The sequence below is a fragment of the Ruegeria sp. YTSC106 genome, from assembly GCF_059609765.1.
The window spans coordinates 21,566-40,386 of record NZ_JBXWMI010000023.1 but is presented as its reverse complement, the minus strand read 5'-3'; the positions used below and the strand labels follow the sequence as shown (position 1 = coordinate 40,386).

The following is an 18,821-nucleotide window of genomic DNA, read 5'->3' as shown; positions in this document are numbered from 1 at the left end:
GTTATACCCCTGAAGCTCGCGGGTATGAATCACGCAGGCGGGATGGCGACAACCAAATTAATAGGTCCAGAACCTAATATGGTCACAACAAACATCGCCCAATACACATAGGACATCGCTGTGACCCTGCTTGCCCAACTTGTTCGTGGTGATGTGGAGCTCAACCTTGTCACCAAGTCAGCTCGCCATTCTGCTTTCCACAGCCTCAACAGATTGATCAAAACTGCGAAATACACTGGCAGAAGCACAAGGAAAACAACTGTCCAATTCGGGGCCCACAAAAAACCAACTTGCTTTGTCGGACCTGTTGGGGACGTGAACTCAACGCTGTGAATGTTCAATGAAAACGACATAAGCCCCAGCGCTGTAGCAGCAGCGAACACCACGGCCGGCAAGCCCAATGATGAATGGGTGCTGAACATCGCCTCTGTTCGTCCCGCTAGTCCCGAGATACTCGTCGGCTCCCTCGGTGTTTCCCGTTTCGCTGCGTTTTCAATCTCGTCTTGGTTACCTTCCTTGGCAGTGCCAGTAGAAAGCTGCAAATCGCGCGTTTGAATGCTGCGCTTCTCTCGTCGCTTTGTTGCCAATCGCCTGTTGGCGGCATTAAGTTCCGCCCTCCATGCGGTGATAGCGTCAGGATCACCGCAGCCGAATACGCGCGCCAGCCAGCGAATGTTGTCGGTGCTAATCCCTCTGTCGTTATCCTGAAACCAGTGCTGAACTGTCCTTAGCTCGACGCCCGACTTGTTGGAGGCAAACTGGGAGATGGTGCTTGCAAGTAATTCTGGCGTCCATGAGCCCACAGGAAGTCCCGTCTGGTCAGCGGGTAAGCCAGCTCCCACAGAAACCAGATACTTGAACAGTTCCTTGAAATCGCTGTCGTCTTTCAGCGGAGGAACAAAATATTTACCGTGTTTTATCAATTGATTACACGCTTATGGTTCGTTCCGTTTCATCCTGTTTCGTTCCGGTTCGTGCGATTGTCAACGAGCCGCCTTACTCTTCTCAAAGTTGAGCTAGAATCCGCTCTTTGCTTTGGGATGAAGGGCAACAACCATGCAACAGAAAAAGCCCTACCAATCTTGTTGTGCTGGGATTGATGGATCGGGCCTACGAACACCGAGGGTTGACGATGGCGACAGAACAACAAAACGAACGAGCAAAAAAAGGCGAGCCGATCATTGAAGTTCAGGACGCCCACACGGGCAAAACGATGGCGGTCGTTTATGCATGGAACAACGGACAAGTCAGTGTCGCGTCAGACAGCGGGTTAAGAGTTGTGGAACTTTCGCCTGCCGCTCGTCTTCGCCTTTGAGAAGATTGTCCGAAGCTTAACCAGCATTCAATTTTGACGCTAGGTGGGCTGCGTCCAGTCAAAGAGATTTAACATAGTTTAGCTTACGCCGCTGTGTCGCCGTAGTAGGACTCGCTCTAATCCCGGTTTCGAAATCCCCTATTCTGCTGAGAACGCGTCACCGTCAAAGCTTGGCTACAGAGCTCTTATTCACTCTTTAGACTCTTGATCTGACGCCTCGTCGGGCCAACCAGAAAGGAAAAACTGCCAGGTCGCGATGGTCCCAATCGCGCCAAACAGAATGGCCCAGAACAAGTTCCCGGTTACAAGCTCCAGGATCGCCCATCCAACGCTCAAGAGTGTGACGGCAACCCGCCGCCAGAGCGGAAGAAAGAAGGGTACACGAAGTTCGAACATGTTCATCCGGGGATCACTCCAACGTTATGGAACACGCGATGTTAGACCTCTGGCACGATAGGTGCGCTGGCAAATGCGATCAACCAACGCCCTACCCCACGGTTACACGTCTCAGATGCTGCGCATGCCGTTGAGCAGTTGCAATTGTCGACAGCAGCACTGCCAACATTCAATGCCTCGGCATCGTGGCGCACAGCTCAGGCAGCCACACCACGATGTCATTCGCTGTCACTTCACCACGTCCACCTTGCTTCTGTTCAGCGAAATAGCGATGGCCGCAATCAGCAATACACCCAGGGCGACCTGACTCCATGATGGTGGTACGCCCGCGATTGTTAGCCCGTTGCGGACGATCGTCAGGGTCAATGCCCCGATGATCGTCTTGACTACACTGCCATAGCCACCCGTCAGCGGCGTACCACCAAGCGCAACTGCAGCAATTGCGTCGAGCTCAATCATCAGGCCCGCCTGTGGCGTCGCTGCCCCTGCCCTTGCCAGGTTGACGCAAGCCGCCAACCCCACCATCAACCCTGCAGCGGCAAAGACCTTGATCTTGAACGTCGTGACATTGATGCCGACCAGGCGGAGAACCTTCTCGTTGCCTCCAACGGCGCGCAACTGTTGACCAAAAACAGTTTTCTCATAGAAGGCCCACATAAATAGCGCGACAATCGCCGCAAGGATGAAGATCGCGGGGAATTTGCCCATCGACAAAAGCCATGGCGCGGCAACGGATGAGATGTTGGTGCCCCCTGACACGCTATCGTCTGTTATATAGATCGCCGTGCCGTCGGACGCGATGATCACAATGGCGCGCACGATGATAAGCATCGCCAATGTTGTCACAAATGATGGGATCTTGAGCAGTGAAATAATCAGGCCATTGACCATTCCGACAAGACCACCTGCGACAACGCCCAGGATCAAACCTACATCCCCGAACCAGAGCATTCCAAGTGCGCCCAGAAACGCCGAAAAAGCCAGGCTTGATCCTATGGAGATATCAATTGAACCGGTTGTCACGATCATCAACTGCGCGAATGCCAACAACATCAAGACAGGCGTTTGCTGCGCGATGAAAGTCCAGTTGCGCACCGACATGAAGCGGTCGCCGGAGATCGCCCAGAACAACAAGATTACCAGAACAATGGCAATGAAAGGCACATAGTCTCGCAGCATTTCCGCGCGTTTGGGCGTCAGGAAGGGGCCGGAGGCGGTTGTTTCGGTCATGTCGTTCTCCTCATTCGCCGAGAGTTATGGCCTTCACGAGCCGGTCCGAGGTAATCTCGTCGCGCTTGAATTCACGCGATGTGATCCCGTGATGGGTCACTACGATACGGTCAGCCAGGCGGCGCACCTGATCGAGATTGTGGCTGACCAAAAGGAATGACGTGCCCTGCTTGTCGCGCACATCCTCCACCAATCGCTCGACCTCCGCCGTTTCATTCGGTCCAAGTGCAGCGGTCGGTTCGTCGAGGATTACGATGTCGCTTCCCCAGGCAATTGCGCGCCCGATCGCGATACTTTGTTGTTGTCCTCCTGACATAGAGGAGATTGGTTGCGACAGATCCTGAACGGTGGTGACATTGAGCTGCGCGAGGGCTTCACGGGTTTTTTCGCGCATCTTTCGTTCATCCACAAAAATCCCCCATTTGCGGGGGATGCGCCCCAGAAACAGGTTGTAGGGCGCCGTCATATTGGGAACCAGTGCCAGGTCCTGATAAACGACTTCAATCCCGCACTCCTGCATATGCGAAACGCTATGCTCAGCCCGGGACACTTCCTTGCCGCTGATGATGATCTGTCCGCCGTCCGGAACATGGGCCCCAGCCACAACCTTCATCAACGTTGATTTTCCGGCACCATTTCCGCCCACGATCGCGACGACTTCACCGCGATGAAGATCAAAGGAGCCGTCACGCAATGCCTGGACACCACCGAATGACTTCGAAACGTGTTTCACCGATAGAAGAGGTTGAGCCGTCTGGTCAATCATAGTGGGTTCTCCTTCATTCCTATCCGCTTGCTTCGGCAACAAGGGCTTCTGGCTCGGCTCTGGGAGAACCGAGATAGGTTTGTGCAAGTACGTCCAGAAAGGCTCCGCGCAGCACAGTATCTTCACTTTGCTGGCTCAGCTCGATGTCGACGGCATCATAGATGCTTGGCAAAACCGTCGCTTTTACATGGGTCTTGATGTGTTCCAGAAACCTTTGACCGAACCCGGCATATTCATCTCCGATCACAACCAAATCCGGATTGACGAAGTTGATGCAGTTGGTGATGCCTTGCGCCAGATAGCGTGCAACCCTGTGCACCTCTTCGCTGGCAAGCCCGTCTTCCGCTGCGTATGCGTCAAGGACCTGAGACAAATCAGCGTCTGATGTCAATGTTGTACCGCTGACGTCTTCCGCGCGCTCCCGTATGGCGCGCAGTAGCGCAATGCGTGATGTAAAGAGTTCCAGACAGCCTCGATTTCCACATTTGCACTGCTCGCCATCAACGCTGATGGATGTGTGCCCCAGTTCGCCCGCAAGACCTTGCGCCCCGCGGTGAACATGGCCATCCACGACAAGCGCCGATCCGATCCCCTGACCGGCAGACAAATACAACATGACCTTGGCCCCCAGCGCCCGGCCATGATGGCGCCATTCAGTCAAGGCTGCTGCCTTGGCGTCGTGTGTGGAGTGAACAGGAATGTCGGGGTAGCGGGAGCGCAACTCGGGGATCAGATCGAAGCCCTGCCATTGAGGGCTTTCAGTCATGAGGATGACACGTTCATCGCGCTCCAGGAACGGGCCAGGAACAGCCACGCCAATGCCATCGACCTGTTTCAAATTGCCAATCTGGCGATCCAGTGTCTCGGAGATCTCCTTGAAAGTCTGCTTGGCGGACCCGTCCCGTGCGATGGGGAATTCACTGGTCTCCAGCAGGTCACCGCGCAGATTGAATGCAGCAATGGAAAAGCTACGGCGTTGCAATCTAAGACAGAGGATGTATCGCCCGGAACCAACAAAGCTCAGGTTGATCGATCGCCGACCACGCCCCCCACGAACAAGTCCCATTTCCTCAACGATGCCATTGTCAATAAGTGGTGCTATCGCACGGGTGACAGTCGCCTGATCCAATCCGGTGGCTACGCTGATTTCCTTGCGCGAGCATTCTCCCATGTCGTGCAAAGCTGCAAGGATGGCGCGCCTGTTGTGGCCTTGAATACCCTCGATCGACAAGCCTTTTTGAGCAAGCTTCATGTCCGAACCCCAATTTTTTCAATTTGGCTCAAACATAGCGAGTTTTGCTTGCGACCTGCAATCAACTCTCGGGTGCTACGCATCGACGCCCTCCTGAAACAGGATGTCGGCGAATGTAGCACTTTGTCGGATCCTCTCCGCGTTGGGCATGTCGGTCTTGGTGATCTTTTCCAGTGTCTCGACTTCACCTCTCCCGCCACGCTCGTGGCGTCGCTTCAAGCGCTGCTTCAGGAGTTCATCCGGCGTGTCTACAAAGATACGCAGGTCGAAATGCGATGCCGCTCGAATCCAAGGCGCTTCATTCATTAGAATGTAGTTGCCCTCGACTATGCAAAGGGCCTCGTTTCCTTCGATCCGGGCGCCTTCTGGGACCGGGTCATGTATGTGCCGGGAATATCGCGGCCACCAAAACGCATCTCGCCTGGACAAACGTTCCACCGCGTGGGCAAACGCGTTGCCATCAAACGAATCGATACGGCCTTTCACGCTTCTAAGCCCTTCGGCCTCAAGCTGGGCGTTTGTTTTGTGAAACCCGTCCATCGGGCAGTAGGCGGCGGTGTGCCCGGCAGCGCGTAGATCCTCGGCCAGCCGCTCGGACAGCGTAGACTTACCCGTCGCCGGAGGCCCTGCAATTGCTACAATGAGCGGTGGTTGACCCGCACCTATCCACTTTTCAATTGCGCCCAGAAGGCTGGCATAATCGGCTAACTGCTCAGGCATCCATCCAACTCCGCGTACCCGCATGAATGCAGGACTTACCCGCAATCTGGTTGGCGATATTCAACGCATCTACAAATGAACCGGTTTCGAGATACGCGTGGCAGAAAGCGCCGTGGAAAATGTCTCCTGCGCCCAAGCTATCGACAACATCCACCTCAAGGGCGGGTATCTCACCCTGACGTCCCTGATCATGCCAGACGACCCCAGCATGACCCCGTGTCATCGCCCAGCGTTGGATGCCCAGTTCTTCACACATATTGGCAAAAGCGGGTGGTCCCTCGGGACAAAACACGTCGCTGACAATTGGAATATCGGCCAGCTTTAGAAAGTCCGGTGACCAGTCTTTCCAGCCACCGCCATCCAAAATGATTGGCCCTTCAAACGCACGCAATGCGTCGACATGCGCCTCAACAAAATGCCGTTCGTACTGGTCGATCTGAATTAACCCGTATCCTTCCGTCAGGATCAGATCATCTTGAGAGTGCACCTTATCGCACTCATCCCCAGCGCCATTGACAATCATCCTGGCCCCAAGGCTCCGGGTTGAAACTACTGTGGAAAGCGGGATGCGATAGTCCGGATCATTACAGATGTCGTGCACCGTAACGTTCCTGTCCTTTAGATCGGACGTCAGCATTGTCTTCATTGGGCCCGGCGCGCCCAGCGATGTGGCCAGCGCCGCCGTTCCGCCAAGATGGGCAAACGTTACGGCAGCGTTCAACGCAGACCCGCCCGGGATCACATCATTGCTCAATGCCTTGGTCTTCCCGTCCGGACCCGGGAAATCCTCGACAAGCGCGGTGACATCCATCACCGAGCGGCCTATGAACAGCGCCCGGCTCACGCGGCCTTCCGGGATGGATCGAGCCCGCCATCAGCATACCGCTTTGCCATTTCTGCAACTGGGATCGGCTTGATTTTACGCCCGTGGCCCGCCGCCCCGAACCTCTCGAACCTGTCACGGACCAGCATTTCAAGCTCCGCCATCCCGGCCAGGATAAACGCCCGCGGATCGAAATTCGATGGGTTGTCCCGGGAGAAGCGCCGCATTGCGCCGGACATGGCCATGCGGCAATCGGTGTCGATGTTGATTTTTCGAACACCATGCCGGATCCCGCGTTCGATCTCTTCGACGGGGACGCCCCAGGTTTGTGGCATTTCACCGCCAGAGGCGTTTATCAAGTCCTGCAAACCCTGTGGCACAGAGCTCGATCCATGCATGACAAGATGGGTATTCGGCACGCGACGATGGATCGCCTCAATCTGGCTGATGGCCAGGATGTCGCCATCCGGTTCCCTTGTGAATTTATAAGCGCCATGAGACGTCCCACAGGCTATCGCAAGCGCATCGACCTTGGTTGCAGCAACAAACTCCGCCGCCTGATCGGGATCGGTCAATAGCTGATCGTGATCCAGTTTGCACTCTGCCCCGGACCCGTCTTCTTCACCCGCCTCGCCGGTTTCCAGCGATCCAAGAACACCGAGCTCTCCTTCGATTGAGGCACCCGTCCAATGTGCGATCTGTGCAACGCGGGCCGTGATATCGACGTTGTGGGCATAGCTGGCGGGTGTCTTTCCGTCGCCCATCAGAGAACCATCCATCATAGCCGAAGTGAACCCCGCAGCGATGGCGCTGACGCAGGCCTGCTCGTCATGGCCGTGGTCCTGATGCAGACAGATTGGGTTGTCGGGATACATGGACGCCAGCGCGTTCACTATGGCGACGATCATCCGATCTCCGGCATAGGCCCTGCGAACATTCAGGCTAGCCTGCAGGATCACCGGTGCGTCGCAGGTGCGGGCAGCGTTCATGATCGCAAGGCCCTGCTCCATGTTGGAGATGTTGAACGCCGGCACACCAAAATCGTGATCCGCCGCATAATCAAGCAATTGTCTGAGTGTTATGAGGGGCATGGCGAGGCCTTTACTTGCGGAATTTGAGGTTGTGGAATTTCGCCGAGCCTTCCTGAACGAACAGGCCCCAGGCATCGGTATTGGAAATGTCATAGACCCTGAATGATGCAACAACCTGCCCGGCTACAAAGCACTCGATGGCCGACCCGTTGCGCAGGATCTGAACCCGGTAACACCCATCCTCCGGTGTGAAGGCGAGCGGTCGTTCGACCAATGGGCTGTCGATCTCCTGACGGACCTCAATGCCATGCCGTTCATTAAGCACCAGGCTGTCCCAAAGAGGGTCCATCGCAGCTGGCCAACGATCGAAGAGCACACGCTCCTTCATAGGCTCAATGGAAAGACTGTAGCCGCTGTCCAGATGATCGCCCCCGCGAGGTTCAATAAGGACACCCACTGCTTCAGTTGCAGGATCGGGTTCGATAAGCACATCGAGCAACACGTCATCTCGGTTCGGACCGTCAATGAATGCGTATCCGTATGATCCTGTCGCATCGCACCGAGGGCTTGCATCGCCGGTCCAGTCTCCCAACATGGGGCGCAGCTTGTGGGGCACGGTCTCTGCGTAACTCTGGTCCACGTTATCGGGCAATTTGCAAGTCAGCGTGCCGTCTGGCAGCGAGACAAGTTCGCGCGGGCTGCCCAGTTCTCCGCCCCAAACCCAGCTGCGCTTGGGGCCATGATGCTTGCGGAACGGTATCCATGCGAAACTCATGCGACGGTGGCCATCGCTGGCCGATTTGGCAGCGTAAAATCGACGCCCGTCAAGACTGTCGAGCTTGCGGCTTTCCCAAGGACCATCCGGGGATTTTGACACCCGATACACTGTTTGCATTCGTTCCGAGTAGCGGCTTTCAACCAGATACCACCAGTCGCCCAACTTGAAGATTTCCGGGCATTCCGGGCAATGCGTCAACATCGAGGACGCCAGCGGCGGGCCAACCTCCCAGCTTTCCAGATCATCGGACGTGGCAACGGCAACACAGCCCCGGCGAAACTGCGGACCTTCCTTGAGGCGCGCTGAGATCAGCATCTTGAAGCACCCAGCCTCTTCGTCGCGGTAGACAAAGGGGTCGCGCCAATCGACGGTTTCGTACCAGCGGGGATCGGGGGAGATCATCGGGTTGGATCCGGATTTCTCCCAGGTCTTGAGATCGGTCGATGTTGCCTTGCAAATTGACTGCGGTGAAGCAGATTGACGATTGTAACCTGTGTAGAAGAAGTGAAACACGCCATCGTGCTCAATGACAGAGCCGGTCCAGATCCCATCGCCGTCGCACTCACCGTGCGCACCGGGGCCGAAAGCGTCGGGCATCACCTCCCAGTTTACGAGATCATCTGACCGAAGATAAGCGGTCGAGACGCGCGCCCGCTCAACGTATTCCCAGGCACCAACGGGGGGTTGGGAAAAAAACAGATGCCACGTGCCATCGTGGTAGAATGGCATCGTATCACCAGCGGCAGCACCGCGCTCCGGAGCGTATCCGAAAAGTCTCATCTGCGGACCTCGAAAAAGAGTTTGATTTTTTAGTCCCCCGACCCATTGAGACGGGGGAGGGCACGCTGCGTGCAAGGGGAGTTATTGCACGTAGTCTTGCCAGTTTGCCTGCCACGCGTCGATGAAACCGGGCAAATCAGCGTCGGGATTATGGACCTTGCTGAGGCTGCGAACGGTTTCCGGTGAAAGAATACATCCGTTCAGAAGACTGTTGGCATAGGTATCCACATTGTCGGCTGTTACCGGAATGAGCCCGACCCGCGGCTGGGTGTCTTCAATCGGGTGACCGTGCAAGTAGTCATAGAGTTGGATAAGGCCGAATCCGCCAACCATCCAATGGCCACCGATCGAGAAACTCAATTTGCCATCCTTGATGAATTGAGCGACCTGCTCGTCAATGTCGGTGGTTATGATGGCGATGTCGTCACGCCCTGCCTGTTCCACCGCAAATTGACTGCCGAGACCGGCGACCGCGCCAAGCACGATGATCGCGTCAATCTCGCCGGGTCCGAAGCGAGCAATGAACTGCTCGGCATATTTCTGGCCATTCTCCCGGTTCAGACGATCCCAACTTTCAGCGATCACTTCGACCCCTGCCGCGTCCAATTCCGATTGAACTCCCGCCCAGATTTCTTCCGCAGAAGTCACACCTTTCTGGTTCCAGACCATCGCGACTTTCTTGTGTCCGAGATCTGCGGTGGCTTTGCCGATTGCCTGACCCCAAGTGTCATTGTTCTGGGTCACCTGCGCGATGAAATCCTCACCTTCATAGTCATCGTCATAGCTGGACACCACCAGTCGACCGACGGCAATACCAGGAATATCATTCTCTTCAAGAAGACGCGCGACCTGGATACCGGCCGGCGACGTCAGCGGGTTGAAGATCAGCCCGTCCGGGCCACTTGCGATGATGGATTCAGCTTGCGCCGCGTGCTGTTCTTCCGAGTTCTGATCGTCAAACTCCTTCAGCTCGACACCAAGCGCTTCAGCGACGCAGCGTTCAAAACGATGGCGGTTGATAACCCAAGGGTTTGTTTCCGGTTGGCCAAGGTCTGCGATTACCAGATCGGTACGAGCTTCGCTTTGAGCCGTTGCCACGCTCGCAAGCGGCAACATGGCTGCTGTCACAAGCAAAGGCTTGAGCATCTTATAGGTCATGATCTCCTCCCTGGAGAGTTTTTCGCGTTAATTGCGGAGAGGTAAACTCCTATTTAATGCGTACTGCAATTAATTGTAGTTTGCAAGTATATATCCAATCCGGTGAACCAGCCCGTGAACCTTGAGGTCGCGAAATGGCAAGAATCCAGGTTTTACGGCTCATGCATCCACGGCATCAAGTTCCGAGCGAACCGCGCGGTACGCCACGGCCCGGTAAGTGTAACGACCTGCAAACATAATTGGCTCGACCTGCAATCATAGAGATTTTTGGCCCGAATTATTTGCATCTATCGATGGGGTCAAACCCGGATTATCTGCGACTGAACCCAGATTATTTGCAACCAGCCTGCAATCATCTGCCTGAACCCACATTACGTGCGAACGGCAATCCCGTTGGGGATCACGGCCGTAGCAGGCTGGACGAATGCGGGCGCAGCAACTCCCCTTCGCTGCACGACATATGAACTGGAGGATGGCGGGACACAGGGGAGAATGCCTTTACAACATTGGTGATGGTCAGGGATTCCAGTTTTGACGGAGCTGGATCCCAAATTTTTAAACTCTTGTAAACATTCAAAACATTGCTCGCGCCTTCTCTAAAACAAGGTTGTGCAGTGCGGAAAATCTTTCGGTTGCATGTTGTTTCGCCCGCGAGACCAGGAAATAGCCGTTCTCGGATTCCATCTCTGTTCCCGGCAGAGATATTAACCGCCCGGTGTCAAAGTGATCACCCGACAGCTGCGGCCATGCGATGCAGATGCCGCGGCCTTCGGAGGCGGCCTCGATCAGCAGCGGATAGCTGTGATAAAACAGCACCTCGGGGGTCAGTTCGAAATCCAGACCATGGGCGCGAAACCAGTCTCCGAACCAGATACAGCCATATTCCTCGCGCCCCAGATGCAGCAGGGGCAGTTGGCAGATGGTCTCCGGCGTGAGTTGATTACGCGTCAGGCCATGACGGTTCAGGAATTCCGGCGAACAGGCAAGGACGATCCGTTCTTGCATGATCCGGTCAGACCGGTAGTTTGGGCCGGATGGCTTGCCCATCACAAAAGACAGATCTGCCTCCAGACGGTCGGCGGCGGTTTCGGTTTGTGACACCGAGAGGTGAATGTCGAAATCCGGAAAAGCCTGTTGCAGGCCGGGGTAAATCTTCAAAAACCAGAAATGCGCCAGCCCATAGCCGCAATGGATCGATACCGCGGGAAACTCTGCCCGCGATTTCAGGTCTGAACAGACCTGCCGGATGCCCGACAGGCCGCCCTGCACCGCGTCGAACAGCCGTTCTCCTTCGGCAGTCAATCGAATTTTGCTATGAATTCTATCGAATAATTGCGTGTTCAGATTTTCCTCCAGCACCTTAATGTGCCGACTCAAAGACGGTTGAGAGATGTTTAAACGCCTGGATGCTTCGCTGACGCTCTGAACGCTGGCGACAGCTTCAAATGCGGCAAGGGCATTCATGATCGGGAGTAAACTGCGCAAATCTTCCATACAGGAATTCTATGGATGGATTTGCGGCAGTCAAGAAGGGCACGACCATGGAACACACACGTGCGCTTATCATTGGCGGCGGCGTTTACGGCGTCAGCCTAGCCTATCATCTGGCCCGCGAGGGCTGGACCGATGTGATGCTGGTGGAAAAAGGGGAACTCACCTCGGGTTCGACTTGGCATGCGGCAGGCAACACCACGAACTTCGCCGGTTCGCTGGGTTTGTCCTATGTCCATGACCACGGGCTAAAGCTTTATGATGAGATTCAGGCCGAGACCGATCAGGCAACAGGCTATCACCGCTGCGGCGGGATGCGGCTGGCGCAAACCCAGGAGGAGTTGAACTGGTTCGCGCGCGGTGTAGGCATAGCACAGCACAATGGCATCGCCTGCCGGATCATCTCGACCGAGGAAGCCAAAGAGCGCCATCCCTTTATCGAAACTTTCGGCGTCAAGGGTGCCGTGTGGATGGAAAATGACGCCTATGTGGACCCCACCGGCGTGACCATGGCGATGGCTAAGGGCGCACGGGCGCGGGGGGTGAAGATTGTCACCAACACCCGAGTGACGGGGCTTGCGCAGCGCGCATCGGGTGAATGGGAAGTCGAGACCGAAAACGGCACGGTGATCGCTGAGCAGCTTGTCAACGCGGGCGGCTCGTTCGCGCGCCGACTGGGCGAGATGATGGGGATCAAGCTGCCCATCGTCGACATGATCCACCATTATCTGGTGACAGAAACCATCCCCGAGGTCGAAGCGCTGGATTTCGAATTGCCGCTGGTGCGCGACCCCTACAGCTCGACCTATTTCCGGCAGGAACGCAAAGGATTGGTCGTTGGCCCCTATGAGACCAGCGGTGCCAAGGCGTGCTATCTGGACGGGCCGGACTGGGACACCGACCGCTTTCTGTTCCCCAACGAGCTGGAGCGTCTGACCCCCTGGCTGGAACGGGCGATGGAGCGGATGCCGGTTGCGGGTTCGGTTGGGGTGCGCACCACGATTGCGGGCGCGATCACCCATACGCCTGATGGCGGTTTTCTGCTGGGCCCTGCACCAGGGCTGCGCAATGCCTGGCTGGCCTGCGGGTCCAGCATTGGCGTGTGTCAAGGCGCCGGGTCAGGCAAGTATCTGGCGCAGTGGATGGTCCACGGTCAGGCCGAGATCAGCATGAACGAATTCGACCCGCGCCGTTGGGGCGATTATGCCTATGGCGACTATGCCAAGGCAAAGGCCATCGACGTCTATCACAGAATGTACCAATTGCACCCACCGGGCGAGGACCGCGAGGCCGGACGCCCCCTGTTCCAGACCCCGGCCTATGCGCGGCAGGCAGATCAAGGCGCGATCTTTGGTGAAACCTTCGGCTGGGAACGTCCCAAGTGGTACGCGCCGAATGGTGAGGCCGAGGAGTACAGCTTTGCCCGCTCGAATGTTCACGAGATCATCGGCGACGAATGCCGCGCCGTGCGTGAACGCGCGGGCGTGCTGGACCTATCCAGCTTTTCCAAGTTCGAGGTCTCGGGCCCGGATGCGGAAAGCTATCTCAACCGGATGATCACCGGCACCGCGCCCAAACGCGAGGGTAAATCCGCGCTGGCCTACAGCACCACGGCAAACGGGTTTATCGAGAGCGAATGGACCATCACCCGCTTTGACGAGAACCTGTTCTACCTGCTCGGCCCGGCGATGAGCCAAACCCGCGATTTTGACAAGCTGTGTTTTTGGCGGCGCTTGGGTGAGGATGTGGATCTGCGCAACGTCTCGCAGGAGTTTGGGTGTCTTGTGCTGACCGGCCCTCGCTCTCGCGATATCCTGTCGAAACTGACCGATGCGGCGCTCGACAATGCCGCATTCCCTTGGCTGGACGCGCGCCAGATTTCGGTGGCGGGTGTGCCCACCCGTGCCCTGCGCCTGTCCTATGTTGGCGAATTGGGCTGGGAGCTGCACATGCCCATGGCCGATCTCGACACGGCTTACGCTGCAATTCTGGAGGCCGGTGCCAAACACGGATTAGCCAACTTTGGTCTCTATGCCGTGAATTCCCTGCGGATGGAAAAAGGCTATGGTGCCTGGGGTCATGAATACACCATGGATGTACGCATGAAAGAAGCAGGCCTGTCCCGGTTCGTCCATTTCCGCAAAGACGAGTTTCTGGGCCGTGAGGCACTGCTGGCTTGCAAGGACACGACACCAAGCCGCCAGATCGCCTATCTTGAGGTCGATGCCTCAGATGCGGATTGTCTAGGCAGCGAGCCTGTCTTTGCAGATGGCAAGGTTGTCGGCCTGACCACATCAGGTGCCTACGGACACACGACCGGCAAAAGCTTGGCCTTCGCTTATGTAGACAGCGACCGGATGGGTGCTGAAAACCTGGAGGTTGGCCTGTTGGGTCAAAGCCGGAAAGTCCGAGGTTTATCGACGCCTGTCCACGACCCGGAAAATGCTTTGCTGAAAAGGTAGGAGCGTCAGATGAATACGAAACGTAATATTGTTATCATTGGTGGGGGAGTGATCGGGCTGAGCCTCGCGTATCATCTCTCCAAGAAAGGCGCGAAGGACATACTGCTGCTAGAGCGCAACCAATTGACATCTGGCACGACATGGCATGCGGCCGGGATTGTTGGGCCATTGCGCGCTTCGTTGAACTTTACCCGACTGGCCTCCAGGGCGCTGGAAACCTTCCCAGAGTTGGAGCGCGAAACAGGTCTCGCAACAGGTTATCAGCAAACGACCGGCTATTGGATTGCGCGCTGCCCCGAACGTATGGACGAGTTGAAACGCATTCATGCAGTGGCCGAATTCACAGGCATGACACCTGAGTTGGTATCGGGAAAGGAAGTTGCATCACGGGTGCCTGGCATAAGCGCCCAGGGAATACACGGTGCGCTCACGCTCAAGGAAGACGGGCAGGTCAACCCGGTGGATGTGTCGATGGCCTATGCCAAGGCGGCGCGGACTAAGGGAGTGGAAATTCGCGAAGGGGTGTCGGTGACACGCCTAGTATCTAAGGGTGATAAGATCACTGGTGTGGAACTGTCCGATGGTAGCCAAATTGAGGCGGAGCAAGTGGCACTTTGTGCTGGTGCCTGGTCCAAAAAGCTCGCAGATGATGCAGGTGTCGTGTTGCCGCAACATTCGGTAAAGCACATGTATGTGGTAACCGAACCAATTGGAGGCTTACCCAAACCCTTCCCCGTTTTTCGCGATATGGAAACCCATGTCTACTTGAAAGGCGACGCTGGTAAGCTGTTGGTGGGCTGGTTTGAAATGGATGCGAAACCTTGGAATCCGCATGCACCCGAGGGCAACCGCCCTTTTCTTGAGATGGAAGATGATTGGGAGCAGGCCGAGCCTTTCATCGACGCTGCCTTGACCATGTTCCCCGAGCTGGAATCCGTCGGTATCCAACATTTCCTCAATGGACCCGAAAGCTTTACCGCCGACAGTCGCCCGCTGGTGGGCGAGACGCCCGAACTGCGAAACCTCTATGTGGCCACCGGAATGAACTCGGCCGGCATCATGTCATCCGCCGGAGTGGGGGATGCGCTGTCCGATTGGATGATTACGGGCGAGGCCCCGACTGACTTGTGGGATATCGACATTTTGCGCTGTGACCCACTGCAATCCGATCCCAGCTTCATGGAAGACAAGATGCGCGAGGCAGTGGGCAACAACTTTGCGATGCACTGGCCCTACAAACAGCCGATTTCCGGTCGCAACTTGCGCTTGTCACCCCTACATCAGGCGCTGGATCAGGCAGGCGCAGTTTGGGGTGTGGGTGGCGCATGGGAGCGAACATTATGGTTTGCCCAGAACGAAGAGGAGTGCCGCCTACCGTACTCAATCGGATCACAAACCTGGCAATATGTGGCGGATCGCGAAGCCCAGGCCATGGCCGACAGCGCAGCGCTGATCGACTTGTCGATGTTCACCAAAATTGATGTGACCGGGCCGGATGCGCTGACGCTGATGCAATGGGTCTGCTCATCCGACCTGGATGTAACACCGGGTCGCGCGGTTTATACAACCTGGCTGAACAAACGGGGCGGGATCGAGGCGGAATTAACCGTGACACGCTTGGAGGAGCAGGCCTTCCGGGTGACCTCAGGCGCAGCCACGCGGCGTAAGGACATCTACTGGCTTAAAAAACAGGCCCGTTCGCAAGGGCTTGACGTGCAATTGAAAGACGCGACCGAAGACGAAGCGGTGATCGGTGTAATGGGGCCACGTGCACGCGAGATCCTGCAGGCACTGTCCACAGACGATTGGGACGCGTTCGCCTTTTCCACTTCCCAAAATGTGACGGTTGCCGGGCTGCCCGCCACCGCTACGCGCCTAAGCTTCGTCGGCGAGCTTGGCTGGGAAATTGCGGTGCGTACGGCAGATGCCATCCCGCTTTTTGACGGGCTGCGGGCCCACACCCAGCACCTTTTGGGCATCTATGCCCTTGATGGTTGCCGGATCGAAAAAGGGTTCAAGCATTGGGGTCACGACCTCGGTCCCGACATTTCGCCCCTAGAGGCCGGGATCGGTTTTGCCGTGAACTGGAAAAAAGGTGACTTCCTGGGGCGTGATGCGCTTATTGCCCAGAAAGAGGCCGGCTTAACCCGTCGTCAGATCCTGCTTGATGTCGAAGGCGATGCGCTGCTGCTGCATGATGAACCGGTTTGGGAAAACAGCACCTACGTAGGCCTGACAAGTTCTGGTGCGCGAGGGCCGCGCACGGGGAAAAACCTGTGCTTTGCCAATGTATCGATCGCACCCGGCGAAACGCTGGCTGAAACACGGGCACGACGTTTTGAAATCGAGGTTGCGAACCAAAAATACAAAGCCACACCGCTCGCTCAGGTGCCTTATGATCCGACACGGCAGAAAATGTTGGCTTAAGATGTAACGTCTTGGGGGCACCTCAGTTCAAACGTTTTGCATCCGGTATACTGTACGTTCTAAATCGGAATAATTCGCAACACCCCAGGGTGGAGCGCATGGCGCCGTTGCTATCTCACTTTGCTTTGAAACGCGGGTCAGAATATCTGTCATCAAAAAATCGCCAGCAACGATGCAACTCTTGTGCTCAGCATTCAGACGGGAACCGAGAATGTTGCCCTATAGCAATCCCCCCCTGTATTTATTCCGGGCGAGAGAACAAGACGGATCCATCGCCAAGACAAAATATCAGGGCCAGTCATGAAAGCGTCCGGCATCGCACGGCCAGTGTAATTATGATCACGCGCGCCCTATGGCGCCCTTAGAACCAGATCGGGTTTGACCACGCGTGCAGGCCTGCGCGATCCGTGACCATCACCCTGATCCACGGGCTGTCCGCAAACTCTGCCAGCGGCAGCGTCGCATGTGTCATCGATGCACCATGCGTGGCCAGCGCCGCGTGACCCTTGCCCATGACAATTACGTTTTGCGCCGCTGAACAGCGCACCGTGATCCTCTTGTCGGCCATTTCTATCCCGTGGATTTCCGGCCCCTGCGTGGCATAAAAATGCCCCGCTTTAAGCGCCTCCAGCAACGCATCCGGCGTATTGGTCTCGGCCTTGACCATGACCCATCCGCCAAAGTGGTCAGGCCCCTCGAAATGCGCATCATCCGTCGCAATCAATGAAAGCTTGCGCCCCTCGGACAACAAAAGATCTGCGGTGTGAAACCCGGCCGGGCGACCAGCCGTTACTCCAGCGCTGTGATTGTAGACCTCCACCGCATGCGCCGCTTCAATTGAACGCGCATCCGCCATCGTCATTCCCGACCATTCCGGATGCGCCACGGCCACAAACGCACCCGCCGCCCGCGCCCGGGCTGCAATCTGGGGTCCGGTTTCCTGCCCGTCCTTCGGCGTGAAATTCGGGGAATCAGACGGCGCAAAATCCAGCGGCAAACCCACCGCCAGAATATGCCACATCCTGCCGTTTTCCATCGCCCCCGAATGCAACTCTGCACCCAGCAGCGTGGTAAACTCGTCATCCCGAAAAGGCCGGGTATCAGCAAGCGGATACCCCCAAAGTCCGACAAAATGATCGGTCAACGCAATGAAGTCATACCCTTCCGCCTTGTACCGCCGGCACACCTCTTCCGGGTCCAGAACAGCATCGGTCAATGTGGAATGGGTGTGCAGGTTGCCGCGATAAAAGCGGCCTGGCGCGGTGAATGCATTCTGTGTCATTTGAAGCTCCTAAAAGACTGGCCAATCTAACCGCAATCGATGCAGGCCAGGCACCGCCGGTCATGTCAAATTCAGCATCAGAACATCATCAAATCCGCTTCAGGTTATGCTGGCGTTTTGCATCTGGTATACTGCGCTTTCCAATTCGGAATAATTCGCAACAACCCAGGTTGGAGCGCATGGCGCCGTTGCTATCTCACTTTGCTTTGAAACACCGGTCAGAATAAGCACTGATGCCATCCCGGCGTTTTGCGCCGCCAGAATATCTGTCATCAAAAAATCACCAACAACGATGCAACTCTCATGGGCAACATTCAGGCGGGAAACGGCCTCATCCATGATGATCCGGTTTGGTTTGCCGATCACTTCTGCGGTTTGACCAGTGGCGTTTTCAATTGCTGCAACAAGCGGTCCAGCTTCCGGCAACACGCCATCCTCGACCGTTATTATGTTGTCTGTATTGGTGGCGATCAGGCGTGCACCGGCCAACACATGTCGTGTGGCGTTGGTCAGCTTTTCATAGCTGATCGCGGTGTCATAGCTGACGATTACCACGTCAGGATTCTCATCAACAACCTCGGCACCGACATCGGCCAGAGCCTGCACCACACCCGTTTCCCCGATCACGTAGGCTTTTACTGCGCCAAGAAACCCGGCCGTGGCCTGTGCCGAGGTCAGGACGGTGTCTTCGGTGCAGGGAATACCCATCTCCGTCAGTTGTCTGGCAACCTCGGCAGGTGTTCGGTTGCCGCGGTTGGTCACAAACAGATAGGGCACGCCGTCAGCACGAAGTCTGTTGATAAATGCGGCAGCGCCCGGAATCGCCGCCCCGCCCCGATAAACAGTTCCGTCTAGGTCAAAGATAAAAGCCCCGTTGGCCATTCCGTTTCCTTTTAGATTTGTGAGTGTT

16 protein-coding genes are annotated in these 18,821 nt (G+C 56.3%); 3 read left to right on the top strand and 13 right to left on the bottom strand.

Annotation, left to right across the window (positions count from 1 at the left end):
- Nucleotides 1-29 precede the first annotated feature (29 nt).
- Nucleotides 30-923 carry an RcgA family putative transporter gene (locus tag AC2FEB_RS21630; RefSeq protein ID WP_496676898.1) on the bottom strand — a complete coding sequence of 298 codons (894 nt, stop codon included), beginning with the start codon at nt 921-923 and terminating at the stop codon, nt 30-32.
- Between the two features lie 209 nt (nt 924-1,132).
- On the opposite strand from AC2FEB_RS21630, the gene AC2FEB_RS21625 reads away from it, so the two are divergent.
- Nucleotides 1,133-1,315 (top strand): hypothetical protein, encoded by a 183-nt coding sequence (locus AC2FEB_RS21625; protein ID WP_282153400.1) that lies wholly within the window; start codon nt 1,133-1,135, stop codon nt 1,313-1,315.
- Between the two features lie 189 nt (nt 1,316-1,504).
- On the opposite strand, the gene AC2FEB_RS21620 is transcribed toward AC2FEB_RS21625, so the two are convergent.
- The 10 genes from AC2FEB_RS21620 to AC2FEB_RS21575 form a co-directional block, all read right to left on the bottom strand.
- A complete protein-coding gene (locus AC2FEB_RS21620) occupies nt 1,505-1,717 on the bottom strand; it encodes a hypothetical protein (RefSeq protein ID WP_299664548.1) in 213 nt (70 codons plus the stop codon).
- Nucleotides 1,718-1,939: 222 nt separating this feature from the next.
- Nucleotides 1,940-2,941 (bottom strand): ABC transporter permease, encoded by a 1,002-nt coding sequence (locus AC2FEB_RS21615; protein ID WP_496676894.1) that lies wholly within the window; start codon nt 2,939-2,941, stop codon nt 1,940-1,942.
- Between the two features lie 10 nt (nt 2,942-2,951).
- Nucleotides 2,952-3,746, bottom strand: a complete 795-nt coding sequence (locus tag AC2FEB_RS21610; protein ID WP_496676891.1) for an ATP-binding cassette domain-containing protein — start codon at nt 3,744-3,746, stop codon at nt 2,952-2,954.
- Nucleotides 3,727-4,959: an ROK family protein gene (locus tag AC2FEB_RS21605; protein ID WP_496676888.1), complete on the bottom strand. Its 1,233-nt coding sequence runs from the start codon at nt 4,957-4,959 to the stop codon at nt 3,727-3,729. Before AC2FEB_RS21605 ends, AC2FEB_RS21610 begins: the two co-directional genes overlap by 20 nt.
- A 75-nt stretch (nt 4,960-5,034) precedes the next feature.
- On the bottom strand, nt 5,035-5,679 hold the full coding sequence (locus tag AC2FEB_RS21600; RefSeq protein WP_496676886.1) for a nucleoside/nucleotide kinase family protein: 645 nt from the start codon (nt 5,677-5,679) through the stop codon (nt 5,035-5,037).
- Nucleotides 5,672-6,523: a PfkB family carbohydrate kinase gene (locus tag AC2FEB_RS21595; protein WP_496676883.1), complete on the bottom strand. Its 852-nt coding sequence runs from the start codon at nt 6,521-6,523 to the stop codon at nt 5,672-5,674. The genes AC2FEB_RS21600 and AC2FEB_RS21595 overlap by 8 nt, the downstream gene beginning before the upstream one ends.
- Entirely contained in the window at nt 6,520-7,593 is a 1,074-nt protein-coding gene (fba, locus tag AC2FEB_RS21590) for a class II fructose-bisphosphate aldolase (RefSeq protein WP_496676880.1), read from the bottom strand. Before fba ends, AC2FEB_RS21595 begins: the two co-directional genes overlap by 4 nt.
- Before the next feature lie 10 nt (nt 7,594-7,603).
- Nucleotides 7,604-9,091 carry a family 43 glycosylhydrolase gene (locus AC2FEB_RS21585; protein WP_496676877.1) on the bottom strand — a complete coding sequence of 496 codons (1,488 nt, stop codon included), beginning with the start codon at nt 9,089-9,091 and terminating at the stop codon, nt 7,604-7,606.
- 81 nt (nt 9,092-9,172) lie between these two features.
- The gene (locus AC2FEB_RS21580; protein ID WP_299664530.1) at nt 9,173-10,249 is read right to left on the bottom strand and encodes a sugar ABC transporter substrate-binding protein; all 1,077 of its coding nucleotides are present in this window, start codon (nt 10,247-10,249) and stop codon (nt 9,173-9,175) included.
- 573 nt (nt 10,250-10,822) lie between these two features.
- Entirely contained in the window at nt 10,823-11,713 is an 891-nt protein-coding gene (locus tag AC2FEB_RS21575) for a LysR family transcriptional regulator (RefSeq protein ID WP_496676909.1), read from the bottom strand.
- Between the two features lie 77 nt (nt 11,714-11,790).
- Here AC2FEB_RS21575 and AC2FEB_RS21570 point away from each other — a divergent pair, with 77 nt between their 5' ends.
- Nucleotides 11,791-14,202, top strand: coding sequence for an FAD-dependent oxidoreductase (locus AC2FEB_RS21570; RefSeq protein ID WP_496676874.1), 2,412 nt, complete (start codon nt 11,791-11,793; stop codon nt 14,200-14,202).
- Between the two features lie 9 nt (nt 14,203-14,211).
- The gene (locus AC2FEB_RS21565) at nt 14,212-16,629 is read left to right on the top strand and encodes a GcvT family protein (protein WP_496676871.1); all 2,418 of its coding nucleotides are present in this window, start codon (nt 14,212-14,214) and stop codon (nt 16,627-16,629) included.
- 361 nt (nt 16,630-16,990) lie between these two features.
- Here the strand turns inward: AC2FEB_RS21565 and AC2FEB_RS21560 are convergent, their stop codons facing one another.
- Nucleotides 16,991-17,911: a CehA/McbA family metallohydrolase gene (locus AC2FEB_RS21560; protein ID WP_496676869.1), complete on the bottom strand. Its 921-nt coding sequence runs from the start codon at nt 17,909-17,911 to the stop codon at nt 16,991-16,993.
- A 99-nt stretch (nt 17,912-18,010) separates the two neighbouring features.
- On the bottom strand, nt 18,011-18,793 hold the full coding sequence (locus tag AC2FEB_RS21555; RefSeq protein ID WP_496676867.1) for an HAD-IIA family hydrolase: 783 nt from the start codon (nt 18,791-18,793) through the stop codon (nt 18,011-18,013).
- Between the last annotated feature and the right edge of the window lie 28 nt (nt 18,794-18,821).

Coding starts and splice junctions, on each gene's coding strand:
- AC2FEB_RS21555 (WP_496676867.1), bottom strand. CDS start 18,793: ATGGCCAACGGGGCTTTTATCTTTGACCTAGACGGAACTGTTTATCGG.
- AC2FEB_RS21600 (WP_496676886.1), bottom strand. CDS start 5,679: ATGCCTGAGCAGTTAGCCGATTATGCCAGCCTTCTGGGCGCAATTGAA.
- AC2FEB_RS21565 (WP_496676871.1), top strand. CDS start 14,212: ATGAATACGAAACGTAATATTGTTATCATTGGTGGGGGAGTGATCGGG.
- AC2FEB_RS21625 (WP_282153400.1), top strand. CDS start 1,133: ATGGCGACAGAACAACAAAACGAACGAGCAAAAAAAGGCGAGCCGATC.
- AC2FEB_RS21620 (WP_299664548.1), bottom strand. CDS start 1,717: ATGAACATGTTCGAACTTCGTGTACCCTTCTTTCTTCCGCTCTGGCGG.
- AC2FEB_RS21580 (WP_299664530.1), bottom strand. CDS start 10,249: ATGACCTATAAGATGCTCAAGCCTTTGCTTGTGACAGCAGCCATGTTG.
- AC2FEB_RS21575 (WP_496676909.1), bottom strand. CDS start 11,713: ATGAATGCCCTTGCCGCATTTGAAGCTGTCGCCAGCGTTCAGAGCGTC.
- AC2FEB_RS21605 (WP_496676888.1), bottom strand. CDS start 4,959: ATGAAGCTTGCTCAAAAAGGCTTGTCGATCGAGGGTATTCAAGGCCAC.
- AC2FEB_RS21585 (WP_496676877.1), bottom strand. CDS start 9,091: ATGAGACTTTTCGGATACGCTCCGGAGCGCGGTGCTGCCGCTGGTGAT.
- AC2FEB_RS21560 (WP_496676869.1), bottom strand. CDS start 17,911: ATGACACAGAATGCATTCACCGCGCCAGGCCGCTTTTATCGCGGCAAC.
- AC2FEB_RS21615 (WP_496676894.1), bottom strand. CDS start 2,941: ATGACCGAAACAACCGCCTCCGGCCCCTTCCTGACGCCCAAACGCGCG.
- fba (WP_496676880.1), bottom strand. CDS start 7,593: ATGCCCCTCATAACACTCAGACAATTGCTTGATTATGCGGCGGATCAC.
- AC2FEB_RS21570 (WP_496676874.1), top strand. CDS start 11,791: ATGGAACACACACGTGCGCTTATCATTGGCGGCGGCGTTTACGGCGTC.